The organism is Sphingomonas sp. GCM10030256 (genome assembly GCF_042666415.1).
Taxonomy (GTDB): domain Bacteria; phylum Pseudomonadota; class Alphaproteobacteria; order Sphingomonadales; family Sphingomonadaceae; genus Sphingomicrobium.
Genome location: NZ_JBHTDI010000001.1, coordinates 550005 through 576498, shown reverse-complemented (window position 1 = coordinate 576498; position 26494 = coordinate 550005). Strand labels below are relative to the sequence as shown.

Annotated in this window: 25 protein-coding genes and 1 tRNA gene; 8 read left to right on the top strand and 18 right to left on the bottom strand. The window is 67.6% G+C overall.

What is annotated here, in order from left to right:
- Positions 1-43: 43 nt before the first annotated feature.
- The 4 genes from ACFQPG_RS02695 to aceA are packed head-to-tail and all read right to left on the bottom strand — an operon-like array spanning position 44 to position 4027.
- A complete protein-coding gene (locus tag ACFQPG_RS02695; protein WP_380810060.1) occupies positions 44-958 on the bottom strand; it encodes a DUF5996 family protein in 915 nt (304 codons plus the stop codon).
- An 8-nt stretch (positions 959-966) separates the two neighbouring features.
- On the bottom strand, positions 967-2535 hold the full coding sequence (gene aceB / locus ACFQPG_RS02690; RefSeq protein ID WP_380810058.1) for a malate synthase A: 1569 nt from the start codon (positions 2533-2535) through the stop codon (positions 967-969).
- Positions 2532-2735: a hypothetical protein gene (locus ACFQPG_RS02685; RefSeq protein ID WP_380810057.1), complete on the bottom strand. Its 204-nt coding sequence runs from the start codon at positions 2733-2735 to the stop codon at positions 2532-2534. Before ACFQPG_RS02685 ends, aceB begins: the two co-directional genes overlap by 4 nt.
- A gap of 14 nt (positions 2736-2749) precedes the next feature.
- Entirely contained in the window at positions 2750-4027 is a 1278-nt protein-coding gene (gene aceA / locus ACFQPG_RS02680) for an isocitrate lyase (protein WP_380810055.1), read from the bottom strand.
- 128 nt (positions 4028-4155) lie between these two features.
- On the opposite strand from aceA, the gene ACFQPG_RS02675 reads away from it, so the two are divergent.
- The 3 genes from ACFQPG_RS02675 to pheT all read left to right on the top strand — a co-directional run bounded on the left by ACFQPG_RS02675 (position 4156) and on the right by pheT (position 9144).
- On the top strand, positions 4156-5565 hold the full coding sequence (locus tag ACFQPG_RS02675) for a short-chain fatty acyl-CoA regulator family protein (protein ID WP_380810054.1): 1410 nt from the start codon (positions 4156-4158) through the stop codon (positions 5563-5565).
- Positions 5566-5626: 61 nt separating this feature from the next.
- On the top strand, positions 5627-6691 hold the full coding sequence (pheS, locus tag ACFQPG_RS02670; protein ID WP_380810052.1) for a phenylalanine--tRNA ligase subunit alpha: 1065 nt from the start codon (positions 5627-5629) through the stop codon (positions 6689-6691).
- Entirely contained in the window at positions 6688-9144 is a 2457-nt protein-coding gene (gene pheT, locus ACFQPG_RS02665) for a phenylalanine--tRNA ligase subunit beta (protein ID WP_380810050.1), read from the top strand. The genes pheS and pheT overlap by 4 nt, the downstream gene beginning before the upstream one ends.
- Here pheT and ACFQPG_RS02660 read toward each other — a convergent pair.
- From ACFQPG_RS02660 to ftsE, 4 genes are read right to left on the bottom strand one after another with little or no spacing between them, the layout of a single operon-like run.
- Positions 9101-9823: a lysophospholipid acyltransferase family protein gene (locus ACFQPG_RS02660; protein ID WP_380810049.1), complete on the bottom strand. Its 723-nt coding sequence runs from the start codon at positions 9821-9823 to the stop codon at positions 9101-9103. The two genes, pheT and ACFQPG_RS02660, sit on opposite strands and share 44 nt — an antisense overlap.
- A complete protein-coding gene (locus ACFQPG_RS02655) occupies positions 9823-10356 on the bottom strand; it encodes a YdcF family protein (protein WP_380810047.1) in 534 nt (177 codons plus the stop codon). Before ACFQPG_RS02655 ends, ACFQPG_RS02660 begins: the two co-directional genes overlap by 1 nt.
- Positions 10353-11222: a cell division protein FtsX gene (locus tag ACFQPG_RS02650; RefSeq protein WP_380810046.1), complete on the bottom strand. Its 870-nt coding sequence runs from the start codon at positions 11220-11222 to the stop codon at positions 10353-10355. The genes ACFQPG_RS02655 and ACFQPG_RS02650 overlap by 4 nt, the downstream gene beginning before the upstream one ends.
- The gene (gene ftsE, locus ACFQPG_RS02645; RefSeq protein ID WP_380811683.1) at positions 11219-11932 is read right to left on the bottom strand and encodes a cell division ATP-binding protein FtsE; all 714 of its coding nucleotides are present in this window, start codon (positions 11930-11932) and stop codon (positions 11219-11221) included. Before ftsE ends, ACFQPG_RS02650 begins: the two co-directional genes overlap by 4 nt.
- Positions 11933-12046: 114 nt before the next feature.
- On the opposite strand from ftsE, the gene ACFQPG_RS02640 reads away from it, so the two are divergent.
- Entirely contained in the window at positions 12047-13006 is a 960-nt protein-coding gene (locus ACFQPG_RS02640) for a zinc-ribbon domain-containing protein (protein WP_380810044.1), read from the top strand.
- 7 nt (positions 13007-13013) lie between these two features.
- Here the strand turns inward: ACFQPG_RS02640 and ACFQPG_RS02635 are convergent, their stop codons facing one another.
- Positions 13014-13223: a hypothetical protein gene (locus tag ACFQPG_RS02635; RefSeq protein WP_380810043.1), complete on the bottom strand. Its 210-nt coding sequence runs from the start codon at positions 13221-13223 to the stop codon at positions 13014-13016.
- A gap of 157 nt (positions 13224-13380) precedes the next feature.
- On the opposite strand from ACFQPG_RS02635, the gene ACFQPG_RS02630 reads away from it, so the two are divergent.
- A tRNA-Leu gene (locus ACFQPG_RS02630) sits at positions 13381-13467 on the top strand.
- A 48-nt stretch (positions 13468-13515) separates the two neighbouring features.
- Here ACFQPG_RS02630 and ACFQPG_RS02625 read toward each other — a convergent pair.
- The 6 genes from ACFQPG_RS02625 to ACFQPG_RS02600 all read right to left on the bottom strand — a co-directional run bounded on the left by ACFQPG_RS02625 (position 13516) and on the right by ACFQPG_RS02600 (position 21511).
- Positions 13516-15018 carry a DUF3482 domain-containing protein gene (locus ACFQPG_RS02625; RefSeq protein ID WP_380810041.1) on the bottom strand — a complete coding sequence of 501 codons (1503 nt, stop codon included), beginning with the start codon at positions 15016-15018 and terminating at the stop codon, positions 13516-13518.
- Positions 15015-16514: a hypothetical protein gene (locus ACFQPG_RS02620; protein WP_380810039.1), complete on the bottom strand. Its 1500-nt coding sequence runs from the start codon at positions 16512-16514 to the stop codon at positions 15015-15017. Before ACFQPG_RS02620 ends, ACFQPG_RS02625 begins: the two co-directional genes overlap by 4 nt.
- Before the next feature lie 77 nt (positions 16515-16591).
- Complete coding sequence (locus tag ACFQPG_RS02615; RefSeq protein WP_380810037.1) at positions 16592-19303, bottom strand: collagen binding domain-containing protein; 2712 nt, start codon at positions 19301-19303, stop codon at positions 16592-16594.
- A gap of 27 nt (positions 19304-19330) precedes the next feature.
- Positions 19331-20167 carry a molecular chaperone gene (locus ACFQPG_RS02610; RefSeq protein WP_380810035.1) on the bottom strand — a complete coding sequence of 279 codons (837 nt, stop codon included), beginning with the start codon at positions 20165-20167 and terminating at the stop codon, positions 19331-19333.
- Positions 20168-20302: 135 nt separating this feature from the next.
- Positions 20303-20827, bottom strand: coding sequence for a DUF4402 domain-containing protein (locus tag ACFQPG_RS02605; RefSeq protein WP_380810034.1), 525 nt, complete (start codon positions 20825-20827; stop codon positions 20303-20305).
- A 153-nt stretch (positions 20828-20980) separates the two neighbouring features.
- Positions 20981-21511: a DUF4402 domain-containing protein gene (locus ACFQPG_RS02600; protein ID WP_380810032.1), complete on the bottom strand. Its 531-nt coding sequence runs from the start codon at positions 21509-21511 to the stop codon at positions 20981-20983.
- Between the two features lie 104 nt (positions 21512-21615).
- Here ACFQPG_RS02600 and msrB point away from each other — a divergent pair, with 104 nt between their 5' ends.
- A complete protein-coding gene (msrB, locus tag ACFQPG_RS02595) occupies positions 21616-22029 on the top strand; it encodes a peptide-methionine (R)-S-oxide reductase MsrB (protein WP_380810031.1) in 414 nt (137 codons plus the stop codon).
- Between the two features lie 58 nt (positions 22030-22087).
- Positions 22088-24211: a transglycosylase domain-containing protein gene (locus ACFQPG_RS02590; RefSeq protein WP_380810029.1), complete on the top strand. Its 2124-nt coding sequence runs from the start codon at positions 22088-22090 to the stop codon at positions 24209-24211.
- On the opposite strand, the gene ACFQPG_RS02585 is transcribed toward ACFQPG_RS02590, so the two are convergent.
- A complete protein-coding gene (locus ACFQPG_RS02585) occupies positions 24161-24877 on the bottom strand; it encodes a M48 family metallopeptidase (RefSeq protein ID WP_380810028.1) in 717 nt (238 codons plus the stop codon). The two genes, ACFQPG_RS02590 and ACFQPG_RS02585, sit on opposite strands and share 51 nt — an antisense overlap.
- Entirely contained in the window at positions 24846-25295 is a 450-nt protein-coding gene (locus ACFQPG_RS02580) for a YcgN family cysteine cluster protein (protein WP_380810027.1), read from the bottom strand. Before ACFQPG_RS02580 ends, ACFQPG_RS02585 begins: the two co-directional genes overlap by 32 nt.
- Positions 25296-25373: 78 nt before the next feature.
- On the opposite strand from ACFQPG_RS02580, the gene ACFQPG_RS02575 reads away from it, so the two are divergent.
- Positions 25374-25958, top strand: a complete 585-nt coding sequence (locus tag ACFQPG_RS02575; protein ID WP_380810026.1) for an ankyrin repeat domain-containing protein — start codon at positions 25374-25376, stop codon at positions 25956-25958.
- Here ACFQPG_RS02575 and ACFQPG_RS02570 read toward each other — a convergent pair.
- Complete coding sequence (locus ACFQPG_RS02570; RefSeq protein WP_380810024.1) at positions 25955-26452, bottom strand: MmcB family DNA repair protein; 498 nt, start codon at positions 26450-26452, stop codon at positions 25955-25957. The two genes, ACFQPG_RS02575 and ACFQPG_RS02570, sit on opposite strands and share 4 nt — an antisense overlap.
- Positions 26453-26494 lie beyond the last annotated feature (42 nt).

Sequence of the window (26494 nt, the reverse complement as noted above, 5' to 3'; positions counted from 1 at the left end):
TGAAACAAGGAAGGGCGCTCCGGGAAACCGGGGCGCCCTTTCCTCATGGGGCGGCGGGGGTTCGCTCCAGGGCCGCCCGGTCCCATCCCGCAGCGTCGGCAGCGGCAACATAGGTCGACTGGAGAAAGCGGGTCAGCATCGCGTCCGGATCGTTGGACCGCCGAACATCATCATAGGCCAGCATATACTCTCCGAGAGCCTCGTCGAACCGGGCTTCGGTCGGCTCGATTGCACGGTCCCGAAAACTGGCCGGCTCCGGATAGGCGTAGCTATAGAAAATCGGCTCGGCCGCCGCGGCTCCGCCCGGCCAGAAGCCGGCGCTCGACACTTCATGGCTATAGGCCTCTCGTGTGATCCGGTCGGGCAGGCCGGGGACACCGCCCGGATGCGGCGGCGCAAGGCGTCCGGAAAATCGGGTCACGGCCAGGTCGAAGCTGCCCCAGAAGAAGTGCACCGGGCTCGCCTTCCCGACGAAGCCGGCGCGAAAGCGCTCGAAGATCGGCTCGATGCAGCACAGGGCAGCCAGCAGGCGCTCGGCAGCATCCGGGCGATAGTCGCGTCGATGGCTGTCCAGCGCAAACGGCACCGGGTCGGCGATCTCGTTCGGCTGTCCATGGAAGGTCGATGGCAGGCCATGCGCGTCCAGCATGGCGATCAAGGCATGGTGCAGCAGGGCAATGGAGCCGGCGTCGAGCGGCAACTGGTCGATCTCTCCGTCGGCCACATGAAGCACGATGGCGTGCCGGGTGAGATCGAGCACCAGCGAAAAGCTCGTCTCGCCCGTTGCGATCGGCTCGATGGTAAGCCCCTCCGGAACCGGATGGAGGGTGACATTCCAGCCGTGGTTGGTCCACACCGAATGCCGGACCCGCAGCTTACCTAGCATCTGGCTGGCAAGGTGGAGCACCGCCCAGGTGTCCGCGTCGGTGGCGGGATTGAGCTCGGGCCAGCGATCCACCCTGCGACCTAAGGCAGTAATGGATAGGCCGGCAGGGTCAGGAACTCCTCGCATTCGTCTGCCAGCACCATCCGCCGGAACAGGCCAGCGGCCTCGCCGATGTGGGGCACGTCGCCAAGCGCAACCAGCTCGGCATCGAACAGCCGCTCGAACAATTCGCGGGTGAAGCGCTGGCCATTGTCGAGCGGTGCCTCATATTTCAGCCATTGCCACAGCTGCGTCCGGCAAATTTCAGCCGTCGCCGCATCCTCCATCAGATTGTACAGCGGCACGGCGCCTTTGCCGCTCAGCCAGGCGGCGATGTACTGAACGCCGACACGGATGTTCTCCCGGGCGCCCTCCTCGGTCCGCGGGCCGGTATGCAGTTCGAGCATCGCGTCACGGCCCGGCACGCGATCCGGCATCCGGTCCAGCTGATTGGGCCCTTCCATCGGCTCGAAGGCCTGCATGGCCACCGGCACCAGCGCCGGATGCGCGACCCAGGTACCATCGTGGCCGTTACCGACCTCGCGCTCCTTGTCCGCGCGGACCTTGTCAAGCGCGGCCTGGTTGGCGGATTCGTCGCCCTTGACCGGGATGAAGGCGGACATGCCGCCCATCGCGAAGGCTCCGCGGCGATGACAGGTGGCGATCAGGCGGAGGGAGTAGGCCGCCAGGAACGCCTTATCCATGGTCATCGCCGCGCGGTCCGGCGTCAGCCTGTCGGGCGAACGGCCGAAACGTTTGATGTAGCTGAAGATATAGTCCCACCGGCCGCAGTTCAGGCCGACGATATTCTCCTGCAGCGCGTAGAGGATCTCGTCCATTTCGAACGCGCCGGGCAAGGTCTCGATCAGCACGGTGGCCTTGATCGTCCCGCGGTCGAGGCGGCAGCGGTTCTCCGCAAAGGCAAAGACCTCGCTCCACAGCTCGGCCTCGAATCGGCTTTCCAGCTTGGGCAGGTAGAAATAGGGCCCGGAGCCGGCGCTCAGCGCGGCCTGTGCATTGTGCCAATAATAGAGGCCGAAGTCGAACAGGCTGCCCGAAATCGGCTCGCCGTTCACGGTCAGGTGGCGTTCGTCCAGATGCCACCCGCGCGGGCGGACGATCAGCACGGCGGGACTGTCGCTCAGGCGATACTGCTTGCCGCTTTCAGGATCGGTAAAATCGAGCCTGCCACGCCAGCGATTGCGCAGGTTGACTTGGCCCTGCACGAGTTCGTCCCAGGCGGGCGCGGTCGCATCCTCGAAATCGGCCATGAACACCCGCGCGCCGCTGTTCAGCGCGTTGATGACCATCTTGGCATTGGTCGGCCCGGTGATCTCGACCCGGCGGTCCTGGAGGTCGGCCGGGATTGGCGCCACCTTCCAGTCGGAGTCGCGGATGTCCCTGGTGTTCTCCGGAAAGTCGGGCAGCTCGCCGGCATCGAACCGCACCTGGCGGTCGATCCGCGCCGCGAGCAGAGAGCGGCGGCGAGCGTCGAATCGTTCGTGCAGTTCGCCGAGAAATTCCAGCGCACCCGGGGTGAGGACTTCTTCCGCTCCGGCGACGCTCGTCGCCGCCGCCGTGACTCCAAGCCGGTCAATCACTGTGCTCACTGGGCACGGACTTCCGGTTCGATGCAGATCGTGTAGCGCTCGGTCGCGTGGCAATGATCGCGGAAGGTGAGCCGCTGCCATTCCATGCGGGCATGCAGCTCATCGGCGAATGGTCCACTTAGCCGTTCGGTGCCCGGCTGAAGCTGCTTGAAGGCACAATCGGAATATTCTCCGCCAACAACCCAATAACGCTGACCCATGGACGTGCTCCCTTTCATTGCGCGGCGGCGAACTGGGCCGCTTCGGTGGATTCGGACAAGGCGACCGTGGATGCCTGGCCAGCCGAAACCGCAGTCGCGACCGCATCAAAATAGCCGGTTCCCACTTCCCGTTGGTGGCGCGTGGCGGTGTAGCCCATCGCCTCGCTGGCGAACTCGGCCTGCTGCAGCTCGGAATAGGCGGCCATGCCGCGGTCGCGGTAACCGGCCGCCAGTTCGAACATGCCATGGTTGAGGCTGTGGAAGCCCGCCAGAGTGACGAACTGGAACTTGTACCCCATCGCCCCGAGCTCGCGCTGGAACTTCGCGATGGTGTCCTTGTCGAGCTTGGCCGCCCAGTTGAAGGAGGGCGAGCAATTGTAGGCCAGCGGCTTGCCCGGATACTCCCTGTGCACCGCTTCGGCGAAGGTCCGCGCGTCGTTCAGGTCCGGGTGCGAGGTTTCCCACCACAGCAGGTCGGCATGCGGCGCAAAGGCCAGCCCCCGGGCGATGCAATGGTCGAGCCCGCTGCCTTCGCACAAACGGAAGAAGCCCTCCGCCGTCCGCTCGCCGGAAATGAACTGGCGGTCGCGTTCGTCGACATCGGAAGTAATCAGCCTGGCGCTTTCCGCGTCGGTGCGGGCGACGAGCACCGTCGGCACGCCGCAGACATCGGCCGCCAGCCGGGCCGCGTCTAGGTTGCGGACCGCCGCCTGGGTCGGGATCAGCACCTTGCCACCAAGGTGACCGCACTTCTTTTCCGACGCCAGCTGGTCCTCGAAATGCACGCCCGCAGCGCCCGCTTCGATATAGGCCTTCATGATTTCGAAGCAGTTCAGCGGACCGCCGAAGCCGGCTTCCGCATCGGCGACGATCGGCACGAACCAGTCGCGCGCGGCGCCGCCTTCGAGATGTTCGATCTGGTCGGCCCGCTGGAGCGTCCGGTTGATCCTGCGGGCAAGCTCGGGCCCGGCGTTGGCCGGGTAGAGCGATTGGTCGGGGTACATCGCGCCCGCGGTGTTGGCGTCGGCGGCAACCTGCCATCCCGACAGGTAGATCGCCTCCAGTCCGGCGCGGACCTGCTGCATCGCCTGGTTGCCGGTGACCGCGCCAAGGGCCCGCACGGGTTCGTCGCGCGCCAGCAGTTCCCACAGCTTCAGCGCCCCGCGCCGGGCCAGCGTATGGTCGATCGCAATCGACCCGCGCAGGCGGAGCACGTCGGCGGCGGAATAAGGCCGCTCGATCCCGTCGAAGCGGCCGGACGGAGACGAAACAACTGACGAGAATTCGGACATGGACTGGCGACTCCGGCGAAAAGCGAAGGAGTGATCAAACGTCAGTTTCCGCCGATCGCCGAGCCGAAAAGGGAACAGCAGACAGATTCAGACTTGTGGTTGTTGTAAATTGTTGACAGCTTCACCGGGTGGCTCAGCGCAAGCTTTTCCTCGGTGCTCGATTGAAGCGGCTTCGCCGGGAGCGTGGCCTGCAGCAGAGCGCAATGGCCGGTGAGCTGGGCATTTCGGCAAGCTATCTCAATCACCTCGAACGCAACCAGCGCCCTGTCACGGCCGGCATCCTGCTCCGCCTGGCCGAAGTGTTCGACATCGACATCAAGGGCTTTGCGAGCGACGGCGGCGATCGGGCGGGGGCCGAGCAGCTCGCCGAGATCTTTTCCGATCCGATGCTCGGTGACCTTGGCGTGGGCCGCTCCGAGCTGGTCGAGCTGGCCGACAACAACCCCTCCGTCGCCGACGGGATCACCCGGCTGTACACCGCGCTTCGCGAGCTTCAGCGCCAGCCCCCGGCTACTGGCGGGTCCGACCCGAGGGTGCTGATCACGCCCGAAACCTGGGTCCGCGACTACATCCAGTCGCAGCGCAATCATTATGCCGAACTGGAGGAGGGCGCCGAAACGCTCGGAGGAGCGCTCGGGGACCCGCTGTCGGTCGCCGAGCCGCTGCGGCGCCGGCTGAAGGAAGCCTATGGGGTGGAGACCAAGGTCGTCCCGCCCGAATCGCTCGACCAGGCAAGCCAAGCCTATGACCCGCAACGGCGGCTGTTGATGCTCTCGTCGCTGCTGCGGCCGGAGAACCGCACCTTCGGCATCGCCTACCAGCTGTCGCTTCTGGAATTCCACCCGATCATCATGCGGATGCTCGACACCGCGCGCCCGCCCGATCCGGGGAGCCGGCGGCTGCTTCACATGAGCTTCGCCAATTATGCGGCCGGGGCGATCATGATGCCCTACGGCAAGTTCCTGCGCGCCGCGGAGCAGCATCGCTATGCGCTCGACCGGCTGTGCGCTGACTTCGGGGCTAACGTCGAGCAGGTAGCGCATCGCTTCACCACGCTCGGCCGGCCTGGCGCCAGCGGAGTGCCGTTCTTCATGCTTCGGGTCGACCCCGCCGGGAACATCTCCAAGCGCTATGCGGGCGAAAGCTTTCCGTTCAGCCACTTCGGCGGCACCTGCCCGCGCTGGCACCTCCACGCGGCGTTCCAGACCCCCGGGCAGACCATCCGCCAGCTGATCGAGACCCCGGACGGCCAGCGCTTCTTCACCATCAGCCGGACGATCGAGCGGCCGATCCGCCCCGATCTGCGCGACGACAGCCTGCTCGCGATCGGTCTCGGCTGCGACGTTCGCCACGCCCCCCGGATCGCCTATTCGGACGGGCTGGACCTGCTCAACACCCCCGCAACGCCGGTCGGACCCGCCTGCGCCATATGCCCGCGGATGCAATGCCCGTACCGCGCCACCCCGCCGGCCGGACGGGCGCTGGCGGTGCACGAGAATACCAAGACGATCTCGCCCTACCCGTTCATGGCCAACTGACCCCCTCGCCCGTATGCGGCGGGGATGACGAACTGGGGAGCGGACGCTACAGCCCCGCGCCATGAGCGATCTGCAGCAGACCCTCGACCGCATCGCCGGCGCGCCCGACCTCCACAGCCTCGACGCCGTGCGCGTGGAAGCGCTCGGCAAGAGCGGCTGGGTCACGGCACTCCTCAAGACCCTTGGCGGCATGACGCCGGACGAGCGGCAGCAGCGCGGTCCCGAGATCCAGGGCATCCGGAACGCGGTCAGCGATGCGATCGCCGCTCGCAAGGAGCAGTTGGAGGCCCAAGAGCTCGACCGCCGGCTCGCCACCGAGCGCCTCGACCTCTCCCTGCCCGCCCCCACGCGGCCTGCCGGCACCATCCATCCGGTCAGCCAGGTCATGGACGAGCTGGCCGAAATCTTCGCTGACCTGGGCTTTGCCGTCGCGGAGGGGCCTGAGATCGAGGACGACTGGCATAACTTCACCGCGCTCAACATGCCCGAGAGCCACCCAGCACGGGCGATGCACGACACCTTCTACTGCGAGCCTCTCGACGGTGAGCCGGCGCGGGTCCTGCGCACCCACACTTCGCCCGTGCAGATCCGGGCGATGATGAAGCATGGCGCGCCCCTGCGGGTCATCGCTCCGGGCCGGGTCTACCGGTCGGACAGCGACGCCACCCACACCCCGATGTTCCACCAGGTCGAAGGCCTCGTCATCGACAAGGCGATCCACATGGGCCACCTCAAGTGGACGTTGGAGACCTTCCTCAAGGCCTTCTTCGAGCGCGACGACGTCGCCATCCGCATGCGCCCGAGCTACTTCCCCTTCACCGAGCCTTCGGCCGAGGTCGATGTCGGCTGGTCGATGGAAAAAGGTCGCCGGGTGGTCGGCGGACAGGAAGGCTGGATGGAGGTGCTGGGCAGCGGCATGGTCCATCCCAGCGTACTCGCCGCCGCCGGGCTCGATCCCGACGAATGGCAGGGTTTCGCATTCGGCACGGGCATCGACCGCCTCGCGATGCTCAAATACGGCATGAACGACCTCCGCCAATTCTTCGATGGCGATATTCGCTGGCTTAAGCATTACGGCTTTTCGGCGCTGGCCGTGCCTACCCTCTCGGCGGGAGTGGGCGCATGAAGTTCACCCTTTCCTGGCTCAAGGACCACCTCGAGACCAACGCCTCGCCGGCCGAGATCGCGGACCGGCTGACCGCAATTGGGCTGGAGGTCGAGAGCGTCACCAATCCGGCCGAGAAGCTGGCGCCCTTCCGGGTGGCCGAGGTTCTCACCGCGGAGAAGCACCCCAAGGCCGACAAGCTCCAGGTGCTAAGCGTCGATGCCGGAGACGGTCCGCTCCAGGTGGTCTGCGGGGCGCCCAATGCGCGGACCGGAATGAAGGGCGTATTCGGCCCGCCGGGCGCCTACGTGCCAGGCATCGACATGACCCTGAAGGTGGCGGCGATCCGTGGGGTCGAGTCCAATGGCATGATGTGTTCCGTCCGGGAGCTTCAGCTCGGCGACGAGCATGAGGGCATCATCGAGCTTCCTGCAGATGCGCCGGTCGGTCAGAGCTTCGCCGACTATGCCGGGCTCGACGATCCGGTATTCGACATTGCCACCACGCCCAACCGCCCCGACTGCCTTGGCGTCGACGGCATCGCTCGTGACCTTGCCGCGGCGGGGCTCGGTCAGTTCAAGGTTTCGGCCCGAACCCGCGGGCTGGTCGAAGGCGGCTTCGAACCGGAACCCCGAGTGGTGGTCGAGCCCGATTCCGGCTGCTGGGTGTTCTGGCGGCGGGTCATTCGCGGCGTGCGGAACGGGCCGAGCCCGAAGTGGCTGCAACAGCGGCTGACCGAGGTCGGCCTCCGTCCGATCTCGGCGCTGGTGGATGTCACCAACTTCTTCTCCATCGATCAAGCGCGCCCGCTGCACGTCTATGACGTCAGCAAGGTGCAGGGGCGGATCACGGCCCGCCGCGGTCGCGAGGGCGATCGCTTCCTGGCGCTGAACGGCAAGGACTATGCGCCGACACCCGCGGATTGCGTCATTGCCGACGAGGGCGGCGCGATCGGTCTCGGCGGAGTGATCGGCGGCGATCGGACCGGAGTCGACGAGACCACCACCGACGTCCTGCTCGAATGCGCCTGGTTCGATCCGGAGGTGATCGGCGCCACCGGGCGGCGGCACAACGTCAGCACCGATGCCCGCTCCCGCTTCGAGCGAGGGATCGATCCGGAGAAGCTGTCGACCGCGATCGAGAGCGCAACCCAGATGATCCTCGACCTGTGCGGCGGGGAAGCGTCGGAGCCGCGGCTCAGCGGCGACTTCCCGGCCGACGGTTACCCGAACCGCACCCACTGGCTGGTGCACCGGCCCGTGCGGGTGCGAGAGCTTGGCGGGGTTGCCCTGGACGCAAAGGAGCAGCTCGCCATCCTCGGCAGGCTCGGCTTCTTCGCGATGGACGTCGAGGACCCCGATTCCTTCCTCAACGAAGGGGAGCGCCTCGCCGCCCGTGCCGCGCTGCAGGCCGCAGGTCCGGGCGCATGGGTGGTGCGGGTTCCGACCTGGCGCCCGGATATCGACGGCCAGGCGGATCTGGTCGAAGAGATCGTGCGAATCCATGGCCTCGACGGGGTCCCGGCGACACCGTTGCCCCGCGAGGAAGGCGTGGCCAAGCCGGTCGCCACCCCCGCGCAGCGACTGGAGCGGCGCATCCGCCGGGCGGCTGCCGCGCGGGGACTGGACGAGGCCGTCACCTGGAGCTTCATCGGCGAAGCGGACGCGGCGGCGTTCGGCGGCGCCCCGTGGGTCCTCGCCAACCCGATCAGCGAGGAGATGAAGGTGATGCGTCCTTCCCTCCTCCCCGGCCTGATTGGCGCGGCACGGCGGAACATCGATCGCGGGGCCGCATCGGTGCGCCTGTTCGAAGTTGGCCGGCGCTATCTTGCGGACGGCGAGCGGCCGACCCTCACCGTCCTGCTCGCAGGCGAGCGGGAGCCGCGCGGGTGGCGCACGGGCAAGGCGACGCCCTTCGACGCCTTCGACATCAAGGGCGAAGTCATCGGGCTGCTTGAAGCCGCGGGCGCTCCGGTCGCCAACCTGCAGCTTTATCCCGATGCAGGCGACACCTGGCACCCCGGCCGCTCGGCGAAGCTTGGCCTCGGGCCAAAGACCATTGTCGCCACGTTCGGCGAGCTGCATCCGCGCCTGGCCAAGCTGCTCGACGCCCCGGTCGGGGCAGTAGCAGCCGAGATCTTCCTCGATGCCATTCCCCAGCCGCGGGACAAGGGCCGCGCGCGCCCGGCCTTCGCCCCGCCAGCCCTCCAGCCGATCCATCGCGACTTCGCGTTTGTCGTGCCAGACGACTTGTCGGCCGACGGCCTGGTCCGCGCCATCCGCGGCGTCGACCGGGCGCTGATTACCGATGCGCGGGTGTTCGATCGCTATCAGCCGGACGGCGGTGAGCTCAGCCTGGCAGTCGATGTGACGATTCAGCCGAGCGACAAGACGCTGACCGATGCCGAGATTGGAACGGTGTCGGACCGGATCATCGCTGCGGCGGCGAAGCTTGGGGCCCGGCTGCGGAGCTGACCTCCAGCGCGTTGATCGCGGCGTGGACCCGCCGTTCCACCTCGTCGCGCTTCAAGCCCGGCGGAATGGTCTCCCCGAGCAGCAGATGGATCACGCCGGGCTGCTTGACCAGCGAGCGCGGCCAGATGCGCCCGCTGTCGAGTGCGACGGGGACCACCGGCAGGCCGAGCGCCCGATACAGGCCGGCGAAGCCCGGTTTGAGCGGCGGCTGCTCCCCGGGCGGAACGCGGGTGCCTTCGGGAAAGATCACCACCGGCCGCCCCTTGGCGATTGCCTCCTTGGCCTGCACCATCATCTCGCGCAGCGCGCTTGCACCCGCCTCCCGGTCGACACCGATGACGCCGTAAAGGACGGCGACCGGTCCGAACAGCGGGATCACCGTAAGCTCTCGCTTCATCACCACGACCGGCGTGTCGGCGAGCTGCAGCGCCTCGATCGTTTCGACCATGGCCTGGTGCTTGAGCGCGATCAGGTGGGGGCCCGGCGGAATGCTGCCCTGCATCTCGAAGCGGATACCCAGCACATGGCGGACCAGCACGTGATGAAACGCCGCCCAACCATGAACGACCGCCTGCACCGGCCGCGAACCGAACGGGCTGACGGCCAGAGTCGCCAGCACATAGAGCAGGGTGCCTGGGTAGAAGAGCAGGGTGAACAGGAGGGAACGGAGGACGGCCATCACAGCTCCAGGATCGCGGCGATCCGCCTCAGCAGATACTTGTTGTACTCGCCGAACAGGGTCACGAACCGGGGCCGGGTCGGCACCGCGTCTTCGACGATCCGGTAGCTCGAACCGAGCGCCGTATGGAACTCAAAAGCGGCACGGCGCATGTGCCAGTCGTTGGTGATCAGCCGAAGCGAGCGGTAACCCCGCGGCTGAAGCCAACGCTTCGCCTCCTCGGCATTGGAACGTGTATCGACCGATTCCGAGCCTAGGTCGACGCAGCAGCGCAGGGTCGCGACCGCCGGCCGTCCAAGCCGCCGCTCCAGATCCCGCCGGGTGACGCTGGGATCTGCGCCGGCAATCAGCATCCGGCGGGCCTGCTTGTCGCGCATGACCTCGATGCCACGTTCGATCCGGCCGGGACCGCCGGTCAGCACCACGACGGCGTCGGTGCGGTCGGCGCCCGCCGGCGAGGACAGGGTGACGCCGAACAGGGCAAAGCCGAGCGCGTAGAGCATCAGCAGGATGGCAGCGGCGCGGAGTATCATAGAGCGGCGCGGAGTGCCCCAAGAACTGCTCGTCGGGCAATGGCTGTCGCCAGGATTGCTCCAGCCACGGGCAGCAGCGCCAGCAGCAGCATGTCGCGCGGCCGGAGCAGAGTGCCGCCGGCGAAGTCGCCCATCAGCCCTGCCGCGGTTCCGAGCACCAGCAGCAGCACGAGACCGGCGAGAATGCCGCCCCCAAGTCCACCCGCCAGCGCATCCAGGGCGATCCGCCGCTGGAACAGCCGCGACACCTGGTCGTCGGTCGCGCCGATGCCATGGAGCACCTCGATCGTTCCGCGATTGGCGTCGAGCGCACTGCGCGCGGCCAGTACCACGGCGGCGGAGGTCGCCATCCCCATCAGGACGACCAAGGCGAGCGCGAGCCATTGCAGCGCCTGCAGTGATCGGGCGAGCGGAGCCAGTTGCTCGCGGTAAGCGGTGAAGCTGGCTTCCGGCACCTGTTGGCGCAGGCGCCTGCAGACAAGTCCCGCGTCCGCGCCCGGCGCCAGATCCACGTCGATCAGAACGGGGATCGGCAGATCGGCCTGAGCCGCATCCTTGCCTAGCCAGCTTTCCAGCAGGGCGCGGACCGTTGCTTCGGCAACGGGACGGACCGAGCGGATCGCCGGATCGCTCCGCAAGACGGCGGTCGCACGCGGACCGAAGCTGGCGCCGCCGGGAATCTGCACGGAATAACGGTTGTCCGCCCCGGCGCCGACGCGCGCCGCCGCGTTGGCGATGGCAAGGCCGGCAGCGGCAACCACCAGGGTCACGAACATCATGATCGCGATCACCCACGGCATCGGGCGCCCGCGCGTCTCGGGCAGCAGGCGGCGCTCGGACGGTGCAGGGAACAGCCAGCCGATCATCCGTGGGCTGCCACGGGCTGGGGGGGGTTGCGCAGGGTTCCCGTTGGGTCGACCACCCGCCCGCCTTCCAGCCGAATCATCTGCGCCCCCTTGGTCGCGGCAATCAGCGACAGGTCGTGGGTCGCCACCACGACCGTGGTGCCGAGGCGGTTGAGAGCCTCGAACAGGTGGAGCAGACGCGCCGCCATCTCCGCATCGACGTTGCCGGTCGGCTCGTCGGCGACCAGCAGTTCCGGTTGCGCGATCACGGCCCGGGCGATCGCGACCCTTTGCTGCTCGCCGCCCGACAGGGTTGCGGGCCGGGCGCTGGCGCGGTCGGCCAGTCCGACCCAGGCCAGCATTTCGCGCACCGGACCCTCGACTTCGCCCTCGGTCCGGCCGGCGATCCGCAGCGGCAGCGCGACATTGTCGAAGGCCGACAAGTGCCGGATCAGGCGAAAGTCCTGGAAAACCACGCCGATCCGCCGCCGAAATGCCGGCATGACGTCACGCGGCGCCTCCGACAGCTCCTCGCCGAAGATTCGAACCCGGCCGCGCGTCGGCCGCTGAGCGAGGTAGAGCAGCTTGAGCAACGAGGTCTTGCCGGCTCCCGAAGGGCCGGTCAGAAAGTAGAAGCCTCCGCGACGCAGCCGGAAATCCAGGTCGCGGAGCACCTCCGCGCCTGTCCCGTAACGTAGCCCGACGCTATCGAATTCGACGATGGCCGTCAGTGTCCTTCCCCACCCTCACGCCGATCGACTCTGGCATGCGGGCTGCGCCTTGCCAATGGTGCCGCCATGGGGTTTACCAAGCGCGGTTACGCGCGATTACCCGAAAGGCCTTCGATGATCCTTACCTGTCCAGCCTGCGGGACCCGTTACGTCGTGAAGGACGGTGCCATTCCCGACGGCGGCCGGCAGGTGCGCTGCGCGTCGTGCAAGCATAGCTGGCACCAGGATCCCGATGGCGGTGGCGGTCAGCCTCGCGACACGCTTGAGGAGATGCCAGCCCCTGCGCCTGGAACACACCCTGCCGGCGAGGTGGAGGGCAAGCCGCCGGAGAGCGCGCTTGCCGACCATGCCCATCCCGATCTGAGTGCCGAAGTGGACTATGCCGACGACCCGGACTCACATCCGCTGCCCGAACCCCGGCTGGACACTCCCGCAGCCTCGACGACCGTCGGCATCGAGCACTCTCGTGAGGAGCTTCCGGCGGAAGCCTCGCCGGTTGGACAGGCCGAGGAGTATCGCGCCCAGCCGGCGAACGGCGGCAACTGGAGCCATTCCGAGGAAGATTACAGCCCGTTCGCCAGCCGCGACATCGATGAGGAGCCGCGGGGGCGCGGGCCGCTCTACCTGTTGCTGGCGCTGGCAGTGATCGCGGCGGCGGCCGCTGCGATCTGGTTCCTGGCCCCGCCCGAATGGAAGCAAAAGCTGGGTATCGCCACCGCATCGACCGAAACGCCGCTGCTGCTCCAGGTCGAGCAGCATAGCCGCCAGCAGCTCGCCAGCGGCAACCAGCTGCTGGAGGTCAGCGGCCGGGTGATCAATCCGACCGATCAGGCGCAGCGGGTTCCACCGCTTCAGGCTCAGCTTCGCTCGCTGGAGCAGAAGGTGGTGTACAAGTGGACCATCCCGCCCCCCGCACAGACGCTGGCGCCGGGCGGAAGCGCGACCTTCAACAGCGCCGAGCTCAATATCCCGCCCGCCGCGGCTTGCCTGGACGTCTCGTTCGACCGGCCGGCGAAGGCTAGCGAGCAGGGCCCATGCCGGCCGACGCCTGCCGAGCCTGCCGCAGCCGGCTAACTAGCCCCTACTGGAATTCGACCAACGGAATGACGCGCTCGGCCTCGCCGGGATCGGCCACCCGCGCCCGGCCGCGAGTATGCGGCTCTCGAGTGCGCCCGCCCTCCACGCTTGCAGCCTGAAGAATACGGATCGTTGCCTGCGCGGTCGATCGCGACTGTGCCCGCGGCGTTGCCGGCGGCTGAATGGTCGCAGCGAGGAGCGTCAGAAGCAACATCCCGCCGACTGTAACCCTTATTGGCCCGAAGGGTTAATAGCTTGTTTAGGATTGCTCCATTTCGGAACAGCTCGCGGCCATTGCGCGCCTTGGAACGCGCTGCTAGAGGCACGCGCCTTGCCAGCGACGACCTGATCCGGGCCGTCGATCTACGAGTGCGGTCGTGGCGGAATTGGTAGACGCGCAGCGTTGAGGTCGCTGTGGCCGAAAGGCCGTGGAAGTTCGAGTCTTCTCGACCGCACCAATATGAAAGGTGAAGCAGGGCTTCATCGGGCCGGGGGCACGGGTGCATTCACGCTCGCGGCGGCTCTTCGGCGGCGAATTGCAGCCGCTCCTCCGCGTCGAAGATCTCGCTCGCCTCCGGGTACATACCCGTCAGCAGCCGCTCACCGCAGCGTATCAGCACTTCCTCGACGCGCCCGGCCAGTGCGCCAGCCTCGTCGTTAGAGGACCCCCACCAGCGGCGGATCGCGCGCTGTTCGCTAGCAACTTCCCGAGCGACGGCCTCTTGCCAATGGGTCGGATGCTCGCCTTCCTCCCATTCCCCGCGGCCGCGGCCGAAATGGGCGACCGCGAGGTAACGCAGCAGCGCCGACCGGACGAGGCCGGTGACGAATTCGTCCGACCAGCGGACGCTGTTCACCTCCTCGCCCTTGGCCATGTTGTATCCGCGGGCCGCACTCTTCGCGCCGAATGCCCCCAGAACGGACCCAACCAGCATTCCTGCGCCCAGCGTCATCCCGCCGGCGGCAAGGTCCGCCGCCAATCCCCCAGCGGCGCCCGAAATGAGCCCGCCGAGCACCGTCGCCACCCCTTCGCGAGCCGTGGCGGACTCGGAATAGTCATGGCGCATCCGCTTCAGCACCTCGCGCGCCGCGCGGCCGCTCAGTCCGTGGAGCGCGATCAAACGCTCGGTGGACGTGCGGATCGCGGCGTCCAGCCGCTCGGCCAATTGTCCCATGGCCCGCTTGGCCTGGAGCGAGCTGTCCCCCCCACCCGGGTTGAGGATCGCACCACGGATGCGATCTCCGATCTGCCGGTCGGGCACTTCCTCGCGGTCGGTGATGGCCGAAGCAATCTGCTCCGCCAGGATCCGCATCGCCGCATGGAATCGCTCCAGGTTGCGATCCGCCCAGGCACGGTTGAGCCGATGCATTGCATCCTGCTTGTCACCCGGCAGCAGCGGCGCCACCCGGCGGAGCAGTTCGCCTTCCTGAACCCAGCAGCGGGCGAACGCATCAAGCGTCAGCACGCCCCGCACGAGCGGATATTGCTTGAGGTGGCTGCTCCAGCGCCCCTCTTCCGCGGCGTTGCCTGCATCGGGCGGGCCGGTCTGGTTCAGCAGCAGCAGGATCGGCTTGCCAACCCAGGCGAGCACTTCCATTTCGAGCGGCACGTAGGCGGCGCCCGCCGGATCCTCGCTGGCGTTGACGAGATAAAGCACAACATCCGCTTCGTCCCGGGCGTTGCGGACGGCCTGCTGGCTGGACCACAACGGGCGATCGCGGAAGCGGTCCCAGACCTGGGTCAGGAGCCAGCCGATCGGATTGCCGGTCAGCCGCAACCGGCCCACCAGCCGGGCGGTGTCGCCGAACCCAGGCGTGTCCCACAGCATCAGGCTGTCGGCACCGTCCTGAAGCATCAGGTAGCCGGTCGCGACCTCCGTCACATGGGCCGCGTCTCGGACTTCGCCCACATCCTGCCCGAGCAGCGTGCGCACCAGCGTGGTCTTGCCAGCGTTGGTATGGCTGACCAGGCTGAGATTGACCGTGCGGGGGTGGGCCTCTCCGGTCATGCCGGCACCGGCGAGCGATGGAGCGCGCGCTCCAGCAGCCGGGCGCCGACTTCCTCTTCGCCAGGCTCCAGGCTGACGAGGACGGGTTCGGCAGCCGTGGGGGCCAGGACCGCCTTCCAGGCGTGTAGCCGCTCGCCGAGCCGTCGCTCGGCCGATGGCTGGCCGCGGAGACGCTGGCGGTATGCGCTGTCGTCGATCAGCATCGTCACTCGTCCACCCGCGCCAACCGTGCGCATCACCCCGGTCGCGAACGCGCCGTGGTTTTCGGCCTCCGGCGTCGAAGACAGGCCGAACAGCAGGATCAGATGGTCGGCGTCGCGGAGTTCCTGGCCGTGCCGCTGCAGCCACTCGTCCTCTGATCCGTACGGCACCGGCTCATCAATCTCGACCTTGGTGCGCTCGCCCAGCGCCTGGCCGAGCAGCCGCTTGAGACGATCACGCGCGTCGCTGGTTGGCTCGGTGGCATAAGGAATCACCCGCGCCCGCCCGGATTGGCCGAGTGCGTTACGAAGCAGGGTGCGGACATAAAAATCCTCGGTCCCTGGAACTGCCATGCGGCGCTTCAGCATCGCCGCCCGGGCGGCTCCGACGAGCGCCAGCACCACTCGCGGAACGATCACGACCAGCAGCGCCGTGACCGCCCACAGGATCAGCCAGGGCCCCGCATTTTCGGCCCCGCCGCGCAACTCGGCCAGCCGCGCAGCCGAGGGAAGGGCGATGCCGGTCAGCAGGCTGGCCGGTCCGAGGATGACGTCAAGAAGCCACTCGACCTCCTGCTCTGCTCCGGCCCAGGTTCCCGCCCAGCCAGCGGTGTAGTCGGCCGTGTAGCGCGCCCGGAACAGCATTCCGGCAAGCAGCCCGATGGCGAACAAGGCTGCACCCAGGTGCAGGGTCCGGCTGGCCCGAGCCCGGGTCAGCGGCGCCGCGGCGAGCGACCAGTCGCGGGCGAAGCGGGTCACGCCGCGCTCCAGCGTTGGCTGACCCACAAGGCCGCCGGTCGCCGGGCGGACCCACCGCTCGAACCGCGCCAGCAGTGGATGCGGCGTCCGGTTCTTAGCCGCGAGCAGCCGTCGTAAGGCGGACACCGCCAGCCACAGGTACACGGCGAGGTTCCAGACCAGCATTCCCAGCAGGGGAAAGGCGACGATGTTGAGTTGCCGGCCTTGCACGACGTTGCTTGCCAGCCCGATCAGCAATGCCGCAAGCGGAACGGTCCAACTCAGCCAACGCGGCCAGCGGGCGAGCGCCAGCACGCGATGCAAGTGGGGGTATCGAGCAGTCAGCCTGCCGGTGGCAAGCTCCGCCCGCCGGCTCAGGAAGGCGGCCGTGTCCCGCCCGGACCGATCGTCTCCAAGCGGTCGCTCAATCAGCGCAATGGCCGTCGCATAGTGCCGATCATCGGAAGTCAGGACCAGCGCCTCGCCGTCCTCGATCTCGACGGCGCGGACCAGCAGGGTCTGCCGCGCTTCATCCTCGTTCACCCGCAATCTGGCCAACAGCGCTCACCGATCCGAATCATTCAAGACATCAAACCCGCGAAGGAGCATTGGGATGCAGCGGCTTGAGCGTCGCGCTAGCGCCGCAACAAGTCGTCTGAGCCAACTTCTTGGTTAATGGCGACCTGCGAAGGCGCTTGCCATAGGCCGATGGTGCCCATGCGGACCGACGGCTTGGCAGCGGTGACCTCGATCCCGGAACGCAGCAGCGCGGGCACGGCGGCGACAGCAGCGCTAGCCTTGCTCAACCGGAGCGAGTAGCGGCCGTATGCGACCCGGTCGAACAGGAAGTAGCCGTCGAAGTCCGACCGCGTGGTGGCGACCACCTGGCCCGAGCGGTCGACGAGTTCTACGTCGAGGCCTTCGAACCCGCCGCCGCCGCTCCGCGCCAGCACCCCTTCGATGTCGCCGCCGCCGATCAGCGCGATCTCCACTTCGGCCATGATCCCGGGACGAGGCACCACCACTTGCGCGGTCTTGGCCGGGGTGAGCGACGGGTCGGACAGGCTGCTGGCATCGATTCCGATCGCAATCGGGCGATAGTTCTCGAGGCCGCCGACCGCGGCAAGCCCGTCCTTGCCCGTCGGCTGGTCGCCAACCCGAAGCCCGGCTGTGATCAGCGCCCCCCGTTCAAGCGGCTCGTCCCGATCGCGCGTGCCATTGGCGTTGAGGTCGCGGTAGACGCGCGCCCGGATGCTGCCAGCGCTGGCCAGCGGCTGCCGCGACATGCGCCATCCGGTCGCTCCGCCATCCAGCGAGAAGTTGAGCGCGACTCCGGCCGCGACCGATCGGTCGCTCGCCGCTTCCCCGGTCAGCGCCAGGCTCAGCCGGTCGAACCGGCGGATGTAGGACACGCGGCCGCGCGTGCGCTTGCCCGAGCCTTCGTAGGCGACCGATCCTTCCCAGTCCGCAGTCTCCCCGGCGGACCAGTAGGCGGACAGTTCGGCTCGCTCGAATCGCGAGTGCGGCGCCACCTGCCATTCGGTGGAGCCGCGAAGGCGCACAGGTCCGAGCCGTCCGCTGCCCAGCAGCCCCAGCTCCACCTCAGCCGGCGGCGCCGGACCGCCGTTCGTCATCACCTTGCGATAACGAAACGCGGTGGCGAGGTTGAACCGGTTGAGCGAAGCGGAGGCGCGAAGGTTGCCTTCCATCTGCCGGTCGCCACCGACCAGTTGCATCATGCGGACGTCGCCATGCAGCGGCACCGTGCGCTGCCCAAGCTTGAGCGGAGCATCGACCGCCAGCCGATGGTCACCGACGACGCCGCTCCGGTCGAGGCCCGCGCGAAAACCACGGGTGACCACGGACTGCGCGGCGACGCTGACTTGTCCGACCCGGGCAAGCGCCTGGGTCCGTAGCGCAAGTCCGCCCTTGTCGTCGGCGGCGCCCGCGATCTCCACCAGCGCTGGCCCGACCGAGCGGCGGACCGCTCCTTCGACATAGGTCACGCGCTGGTCATCGACGACGAGGCTTTGCACCAGCGCTGCAACCGACGTCCGCTTGTCGAGACCATGCTCGACGGAGACCGCGCCGCGGAGACCGGCGCCATTGGCTTGCGCTTGCTGGTCCTTGCGGACGCTTAGCAGGTCGCGCCCGGGGTCGACGACGCCCGCCCAGTAACGAGTCTCGCCCGGCGGAGCATGGTCGGCTCCGACGTTGAGCACTTCCTGGCGACTTCGAACCTGTCCTTGCGGGCCGTAGCTGACGATCTCGAACCGGTTGTCGCCGTAGAGCAGTTGAACGTCGGCAAACAGGTAGCGGCCGTCCGCCCCGCCCGCCGCAAACGCGATCAGCTCGCCGTTGCGATAGAGTTCCGCGTCCCAGCCGGCCGGCAGCTCGCCGGTGAAGCTGGTGCGATCGAACGCAACCGGCTGGATCAGGGGGCGGTTGGTGAGGACTGCGCCGCGCCCGGCGGCACCGCTTCCGGCCAGCACCGACTGCACGCCCTGCACGTCGCCCATCGCCACATGAGTCGCTCGCAGCGGTCCCAACAGCTCTCCGTCCGGATCGGAGCGATAGGCCTTGACCCGCAAGCTGCGCGGGATGCCCTTGGAGTCGGTGTCGACCCTTGCGTCATAGGACAGGCGGGCAATCTCTCCGGCGGCCTGCATGGCGGCGCGGCGGTCCACCCGTGCACCACTGTGCGCATTGTATGTGACCCCGGCGCTGACCATGAAATCGACTGCCGGAGCGCGCCACATGCGGTACGGCAGCTTGACCTGCGGCAAGGCGGCGAGGTCGAAGGAGGCCTTACGGATCCGCGCGGCGCGATCACGGCGTTCCATGGCCAGTTCGACCGGAAGCTTGGCCTCGCTTTCCAGCAGCAGCATCGAGCCCGCAGTCTTGGCGGTCACTCCGATCCCGAACCAGCGGCTGAGTGCGCCGACGTCCACGCACCAGCCTTCGGGCACTTCGCGAACGGCTTCGGCCGCAAAATCTTCGCGCTGGCCGCCGAACTCGGCGACACCCGCGCTCCGGTCGATGCTGATCCGGTTTTTTTCGGTGAACGCCCAGCCGCTCGCCTTGCTGGCGGCAAGGTCGATCTTCATCGGCACATCGAGCGTGGCCAGGAAGTCGCCCAGCAGCACGCAAGTGCCTTCGGGGGTATGGTAAGCGCGCACCCCGTCGCCGAGGCGATACTGGCGGATCTGAACGTCGAGCAGGAATTGTTCTTCAGGGTCGGCGGACCAGGCCTTGGTGACCGGAGTCGCGGCGGGCGCGCTGACGGTGCTGGCGACGATCGCCAGCATGGCCAGTCCACGGCCCAGCAGGCGTGGCAGCCCCTTCACCGATGAACTCCGCCGATCTCCCCCAGCCTAGCGCAGCACTGCCTGTGTTTCGGCAATAGTGCTGCTCACCCCATCGGCAACCTCGACATATTGGACGGTGACCGGGCCAGACGCCTGCGCCGCGGCCTCCTTGCTGAGCGGGATGCTGACCTTGCGCGCGCCCAATTCCGTGTAGACGGCGATGCCGCGCTGGATGGCCAAGGGCTCGGTCATGCCGGCCTTGAGTACGCGCACCTCCCCGAAGGTCGAGCGCGCGCCGCTCCGCTGAAGTCCCAGGCTGATGGCCGGAGTGCCGTTCGCCTTGTCCAGCTTCACGTCGGTGATGGCTGCGGTCGCCTGGAGGTTGCCGAGGCGGACGATGACCGGGATGGTGACGCCGTAGATCGGGGTCAGCGCAAATCCGATGCCCTTGAACTCCTTGTCCGCCTTAACCGCCGGCCGCGGCGGCGGGACCGCGCGGAACAGCAGGTGCACGCGATATTCGCCGTCGGCCAGTCCTTGCGGCGCCCGGGCCGACAGGCGGATCGCCTGCGGCTGCTTGGGAGGAAGGGTGACCCGGCGCGGAGCGTAGAGGATCATGTCGCGAGCCGCGCTCTCCTGGGCGTTTGGAGCGGTCACTTCCTCCAGCGAGCCGTCGGCTTTCATCCGGCGAAGCTCCACCGAGATGCGGTAGGTGGCGACGTCGTCCCCGATGTTGTTGAGGATGATCTCCGTACCGCGGCTGCCGTTCAGGACCACCCGGGTCGGAGCGACGAGAAGGTCGCCGACGCCGGCGACGGCCGGAGCCGGAATGAACAACAGCGTTGCCAGGCTTGCGGCAGCGGCCGCGCGGCGGAAGGTCGTCATTGCTTCAATTGCTCCCACGAGAAGTCACGGCCGCTTGGCCGGCATGGAGGCAAATTCACCCAAAATGGTTGAAACAACACTAACCATCACGGCGATCGGAAACGAAAAAGGGGCCGCCGTCTCCGGCGACCCCTCTTCAGCGGACCGGAGTTCTTAGTAATCGACGGTCACGTTGATGTCGCCGCTGTAAACCCCATCCAGCGTATCCGCCGCGATGGTGATCTCGCCGCCGATCGCGAAGGTGCTGCCGACCGTGCCCGAGTTCGCCAGGAACACGGATGCCGGGCCGGTCGGCAGCAGGCTCAGCGTGCCGCCGTTGGAGCCGGTCAACGGGCTGGCCGTCTTGGTCACCGTGACGGTTTGCCCCTGCGTACCCTTGACCGTGTAGGTCGGAACGGTGGTGGTGGTCGCGTCGCACACCACTTCGGTGCTCCCGCCGGCGCAATCCAGCACGTTCGCATCGCTCAGCTTGATCGTGCGGTTCGCCGACACGCCGTTCATTACGATGGTGCCGAAGTTCAGCACGCCCGTTGCGGTCAGCGACAGCGGCTTGATGATCCGGGCATTGGCCTTGGCGGGCGTGGCGGCTCCCGCCGGAGCGGCGGCTGCCGGAGTGGCGGCCAGGACAAGGCCGGCCACCGCGGCACCGACAGCAGCAAAACGAGCAAAGTTGGTCATCAATCATTCCCCACTTGGTTGTCACACCGTTGCCGCCCTTTCGGCCGGCTTTGTTCGGTGAGTGGGTCATTAACCCTGATCGCTTTCGGCTTTGCTCAAGGGGATGGTTAATGCCGCGTTGAGGATCGCGCGGTTTCGGACACGATCGCCGGATCAGAGATATTCGACGGTGATCGGCACCTCGCCGCGATAGTCGCCCTCGGCATCGCCTTGCACGCGAAGCTCGCCTCCGAAGCGAAAGGACAGGCGGCCGGCGGGGTCGATTCGCGGTGCGGAGGGCAGGTCGCTGCTGATCCGCTCGATGATGATTCGTCCGCCGTTCAGGCCCTCCAGCACGACCTGCGTTGGCAAGTCGACCCGGACCAGCCGGTTCGGCTCTCCCCGGATCGCGACGCTTCCAGCCATCGCCCGGCCGCTGAATTCGCTCAGCGCTCCGCTGGTCGCTCGCGAGCCGTCCGGTTCGAGCCGGGCGATGCCGCCGCTCGGGCCGGTGAGCACCAGGCGGTCGAATTCAAGGCTGGTCTGGACCTCGACGGCGACCGGTGTCGCAGCGACGTTGGCGGTGCTGCCCAAGGCTTGCTCGTCGGCACTGCACAGGCGGCATTGCAGTGCCTGCGCACGAGCGTTTGGCCAGGCCGCGAGCAGCCCGAACAACACCGACAAGGGAAGCACCGTGCGCCACATGCCTGCGGGAATAGGTCCATAATGGTGTAAGCATGGTAAATCAGCTCCTAACCATTGCTGCCGAACGCAGCCGCCACCACATGCGGCCGATCAAGGAGTGTTGGATGGCCGATCTGCCCCGTAGCGAAGACGAATGGCGCCAGCAGCTGACGCCGGAGCAATACCGCATTCTCCGCGAGGCCGGCACGGAGCCCCCCTGGTCCGGCGACTTGCTGGGCAACAAGGCGGCCGGTGAATATCGCTGCGCGGCGTGCGGTGAGCCCCTGTTCGCCAGCGACACCAAATATGAGAGCGGGAGCGGCTGGCCCAGCTTCACCGCTCCGGCGGACAAGGCCGCGGTCAAGGAGATCACCGACACCAGCCACGGCATGCAGCGGGTGGAAGTCCGCTGCGCAAAATGCGAGGGCCACCTCGGCCACGTCTTCCCCGACGGGCCTGGACCGGAGGGGCTGCGCTATTGCATCAACTCCGCGTCCCTGCAGTTCAAGCCGGACACGGACGGCTCCGACCAGGCATAAAGGCTCGGCAGAGTAGAGCTTGCCGGACCCGTTCGGACCCCTTACGCCTGCGTCACCAATGGCCCGAACGCCCTCCCCGCCACCGCCTGCCACCGCTTCTCCGCGCCGCCGTCCCTTCGTTTCGGCGTTGAAGTATTTGATGTACCTCGCCGGGGTCGGGGTCCTCGCACTGATCGTGGCGGTGGGCGTCGCGATCGCCTCGCTGCCGTCCTACTCGGAACTGGCCCGCCGCAACGACCTTGGGCAGATGATCCGGGTCCGCGCCGCCAATGGCCAGCTGCTGGTCTCGGTCGGACCGAGCTTCGGCGAGTGGATTCGCTACGACAACATCCCGCCGTCGATGCGCAGTGCGATGATCGCGGTCGAGGACAAGCGCTTCCGCAGCCACATCGGGGTGGATCCGATCGCTCTTGCCCGGATCGCGCGCTTCGCGGTCGAGAACGCCGGCCGCCGCCGCCTGCAAGGCGGATCGACCATCACCCAGCAGCTCGCCCGCAACATTTTCCTTACCAACAGCTACTCCGTCGGCCGCAAGTTTCAGGAGATGATCCTTGCGCTGGCGCTCGAGCGCAAGTTCAGCAAGAACCAGATCCTCGAGCTGTACCTCAACCGCGTCTACTTCGGCGGCGGTGCCTACGGGATCGACGCCGCGTCCCGGCGCTTCTTCGGCCATGACGCGACCAGCCTGAGCCTGGGCGAAGCGACGATCATCGCCGGTTTGGTCAAGGCCCCGTCCAACTATTCGCCCACCGCCGATGTCGAGGCCGCGCGCGGCCGCGCGGACGTGGTACTGCAGACGATGGTCGAAAACGGCTTCATCAGCCCGGCGCAGGCGGCTTCGGTCGATCCGGCGCGGATCGTCATCCAGCCGACCGAAAAGCAGAACAGCTTCCGCTACTTCACCGACTGGGCCCTACCCCAACTCGATACGCTGATCGACGAGACGTCGGACCCGATCGACGTGTGGACCACCCTCGACCCGCGGATGCAGACAGCAGCGGATCGGGCGATCAACGCCAACACGCCCCGGGCGGCGCAAGGGGCGCTGGTGTCGCTGGACTCCGATGGAGCGGTTCGGGCGATGGTCGGCGGCAGGGATTATGTGAGTTCGCTCTACAATCGCGCCACCCAGGCCGAACGGCAGCCGGGCTCCGCGTTCAAGCTGTTCGTCTACCTGGCCGCGCTTGAATCCGGGATGAAGCCGACCACTACCATCGTCGACGAGCCGATCGCGATCGAAGGGTGGCGGCCGCGCAACTCCACCCGCACCCACCTGGGCCCGGTGACGCTGCGTGAGGCTTTCGCTCGATCGATCAACACGGTCAGCGCCAAGATTGGCGCACAGCTCGGTTTCTCCACCATCGCCGACATGGCGCGGCGCTTTGGCATCACCGGCAAGATCTCGACCTATCCCTCGATGGTGCTTGGGACGAGCGACGTGCGCCTGATCGACATGACCCGCGCCTATGCCGCGGTCGCCAACAAGGGCGTCTCGGTCATGCCCTACGGTATCACCAAGGTCGCCACCGCCGACGGTCGCCTGCTATACCGCCACGAGGGCACCGAGGAGCGGGTTCTGGTGGCGCCGTGGGTCGCCGCGGAGATGACTGACCTGCTCCAGACGGCGGTTCTGTCGGGGACCGGACGCTCGGCCCAGATCGGACGTCCGGTGGCCGGCAAGACCGGCACAACCTCGTCCAACAAGGACGGCTGGTTCATCGGCTTCTCGTCGGGACTGACCACAGGCGTGTGGATGGGCCGCGACGATGCCAAGGCCATCGGAGGACTCCAGGGCGGGACCGCGCCCGCCCGCGCCTTCCACGATTTCATGGTGACCGCGGTCGCCAATCGCCCGGTGAGGCCGTTCGAAACCGACGTTCCGATGCCCGACTGGCAGCTTGATCCGGAAGAGGACCTTTTCGCCAACGAGCTGATGCCCAGCGAACCTCTGGTCGACGCCGACGGCAACCCGATCGCCCCCCCGACAACGGACCCGTTCGCCCAGCAGCCACCTCCCCAACAGCCCCAGCCGGGAACGCCGCCCGACCAGGGCGAGCTCGACCGCATCTTTGGCGGCACGCCGCCTCCGCGCGAAGGCGCTCCTCCGCCGCCCGATCGCGCTCCGCCGCCTTCAGCGACCCTGCCCGATGGCACGCAGGGCCGGCGCGAGTTCACGCAATAAGGCGCGCGCGGGCGCAACCGGCCCGCCGAACAAGCGCTCTTCTGCGGCCTTGAACGCCGGTGAATGGTCCATGTGCAGCCGATGCGCGACCTCGTGCGCCACCACGAAGCGCAGCGCCGGGGGTGGAGCGAGGATCAGTCTCCAGCTGTAACGGATATTGCCCGACGACGAGCAGCTTCCCCAGCGACTAACCGGATCGCCAATGCTGACGGAGCGTACGCTCACCCCAGCAAGCGTCGCGGTCTCCGCCGTCAAGGTACTCAGCGTGTCCCGCGCCTGCGCCTGCAGCCAGCGCTCAACCTGACGGGCGAAGCCATCGCGGGGACCGCCGACGATTAGCTCCTGCTCCACCCGAATGACGCCACGACGTCGCTCCGGCGCCCAGCGCAGCGACAGGTCTGCTCCCTCGAATGGGATGAGCGCACCCGAGTCGAAAGCGATGGCCGGCGGAGCGGCTTGCAGCTGTTCGGTGATCCAGGCGCCCTGCGACCCGGCCCAACGGAGCGCCGCTCGTTCCGTCACGCGGCTCGGGACTGAGAGGCGGATCAGGCCGGCATGGTGGTCGACCCGCATGCGCATGCGCCGTGCCGAGCGGTAGCGTCGTACGACCACCGGCAGCGACAGCCCAGCAACCTCAAAGGTCGCGGTCGACAAGATGCCACTCAAGCTCGCCTGCATCGACTTCGCTGACCGTCCAGCCGCGGGTCGACATCCCCTTCTCATGGACCGTCTCGCGGCTCCCGGAGATCAGATAGTGCCACTCCGGCAGCGGCCGGTCCTCCGCCCGAAGTCGGTAGGCGCAGGTGGTCGGAAGCCACTCCAACTCCTCGACCTTGCCGGGGCGAAGCTGCACGCAATCCGCGACATGCCGCTTGCGGTGGCCATAATCGCTGCACTGGCCCGACCGGCGATCCAGCAGCTTGCAGGCGACGTTGGTCGGGAACAGCTGCCCTGTCTCGTCATCCTCCAGCTTGTGGAGGCAGCACCGTCCGCAGCCGTCGCACAGCGCTTCCCATTCCCCGCGATCGAGGGACGCGAGCGGCTTTTCCCACCAGGGGGCCATCCGGGACGATGCGCTGTTCATGGCGTCGCCAGCCTTGGTCTGCTAATCGCCCGTGATCAAGGTTTCAGTCGGGGGGGTCGAGGAAAATTGTCCAGCAAGATGAGGGCATTGGGAGTTGCGGTTCTGCTTGGCCTGAGCGCCGCGGGCGCGGGCGCGCAGATGAGCGCCGGCTTCACCTTCCTGAAAGCCGTCGAGGAACGCGACGGCGGCAAGGCGACCGAGCTGCTCCAGACGCAGGGCTCCACCGTGGTCAACTTCCGCGACGACAAGGGCAATGGCGCCCTGCACATCCTGGCGGGCGGCCGCGACCGCCAATGGATGGGGTTCATGCTCGGCAAGCAGGCCGACCCCAATTTGCAGAACCGCGCCGGCGACACGCCGCTGCTCGTGGCCTCGCGGATCGGCTACCTTGAAGGCGTGGACCTGCTGCTGCGGAGCGGCGGCAAGGTCGACCTTGCCAACCGGCTTGGCGAAACGCCGCTGATCGTCGCCGTCCAGCAACGGCAACTTCCCGTAGTCAAGCGGCTGCTCGAGGCGGGGGCGAACCCTGACCGGCCGGACAATGCCAGCGGACGCACGGCGCGCGACTATGCCAAGCTCGACCGGCGCTCGACTGAACTGGTGCGGTTGATCGAGACCGCGTCTGCCAAGGCCAAGCCGCAGGTGGCCGGGCCGAAGCTCTAGTTGCCGTCGCCAAGCGTCGGGTCGATGTGCGCCGACAGGCGCCGGGCAGCTCGGCGGGCGAAGCGCAGCAGCTCTGCCTTGCGCCGTGCCGGCGCGAGTGGCCGGTGGACGGCATCGCGGATCACCGCCGCATCGTAGCGGTCGGCGACGATCAGGCCCGCCGCGCCCGGCTGGAAGCGCTCCGCCTCCAGCAGCCCCGCGAGGGCTCCTGGCACCGCCCAGTAGAAGCGGTCGCAGTAGTCGAGGTAATCGGTCCATTTGGAATCGCCGAGCAGGTCGGCCTTGCTGACCTTGATCTCCACGATGGTCAGTGCGCCCTTGCTGTCGATTGCCATCATGTCAGCCCGGCGATTGTTGGGCAGCGGCACTTCGCAGATGGCGAAAACGTCCTGGCGGCAGAACAGCCGGGTCACCCCGCGCGCCACCTCCGCCGCGATCGGCGGGGCATGGGCGAAGCAAGGCGGCTCCAGGAGCGATTCGGGGGCGCTACTCACCCCCGGGCATTAGAACAAAAGGAATACATCGGCTAGGCCCTA

Excerpts from the sequence above, each read along its gene's own strand:
- ACFQPG_RS02600 (WP_380810032.1), bottom strand. The coding sequence starts at position 21,511 with ATGTGGCGCACGGTGCTTCCCTTGTCGGTGTTGTTCGGGCTGCTCGCG.
- msrB (WP_380810031.1), top strand. The coding sequence starts at position 21,616 with ATGGCCGATCTGCCCCGTAGCGAAGACGAATGGCGCCAGCAGCTGACG.
- ACFQPG_RS02660 (WP_380810049.1), bottom strand. The coding sequence starts at position 9,823 with ATGGCCGTCCTCCGTTCCCTCCTGTTCACCCTGCTCTTCTACCCAGGC.
- ACFQPG_RS02650 (WP_380810046.1), bottom strand. The coding sequence starts at position 11,222 with ATGATCGGCTGGCTGTTCCCTGCACCGTCCGAGCGCCGCCTGCTGCCC.
- ACFQPG_RS02685 (WP_380810057.1), bottom strand. The coding sequence starts at position 2,735 with ATGGGTCAGCGTTATTGGGTTGTTGGCGGAGAATATTCCGATTGTGCC.
- ACFQPG_RS02655 (WP_380810047.1), bottom strand. The coding sequence starts at position 10,356 with ATGATACTCCGCGCCGCTGCCATCCTGCTGATGCTCTACGCGCTCGGC.
- ACFQPG_RS02605 (WP_380810034.1), bottom strand. The coding sequence starts at position 20,827 with ATGACCAACTTTGCTCGTTTTGCTGCTGTCGGTGCCGCGGTGGCCGGC.
- pheS (WP_380810052.1), top strand. The coding sequence starts at position 5,627 with ATGAGCGATCTGCAGCAGACCCTCGACCGCATCGCCGGCGCGCCCGAC.
- ACFQPG_RS02625 (WP_380810041.1), bottom strand. The coding sequence starts at position 15,018 with ATGACCGGAGAGGCCCACCCCCGCACGGTCAATCTCAGCCTGGTCAGC.
- ACFQPG_RS02580 (WP_380810027.1), bottom strand. The coding sequence starts at position 25,295 with ATGAACAGCGCATCGTCCCGGATGGCCCCCTGGTGGGAAAAGCCGCTC.
- ACFQPG_RS02590 (WP_380810029.1), top strand. The coding sequence starts at position 22,088 with ATGGCCCGAACGCCCTCCCCGCCACCGCCTGCCACCGCTTCTCCGCGC.
- pheT (WP_380810050.1), top strand. The coding sequence starts at position 6,688 with ATGAAGTTCACCCTTTCCTGGCTCAAGGACCACCTCGAGACCAACGCC.
- aceA (WP_380810055.1), bottom strand. The coding sequence starts at position 4,027 with ATGTCCGAATTCTCGTCAGTTGTTTCGTCTCCGTCCGGCCGCTTCGAC.
- ACFQPG_RS02575 (WP_380810026.1), top strand. The coding sequence starts at position 25,374 with ATGAGGGCATTGGGAGTTGCGGTTCTGCTTGGCCTGAGCGCCGCGGGC.
- ACFQPG_RS02635 (WP_380810043.1), bottom strand. The coding sequence starts at position 13,223 with ATGTTGCTTCTGACGCTCCTCGCTGCGACCATTCAGCCGCCGGCAACG.
- ACFQPG_RS02640 (WP_380810044.1), top strand. The coding sequence starts at position 12,047 with ATGATCCTTACCTGTCCAGCCTGCGGGACCCGTTACGTCGTGAAGGAC.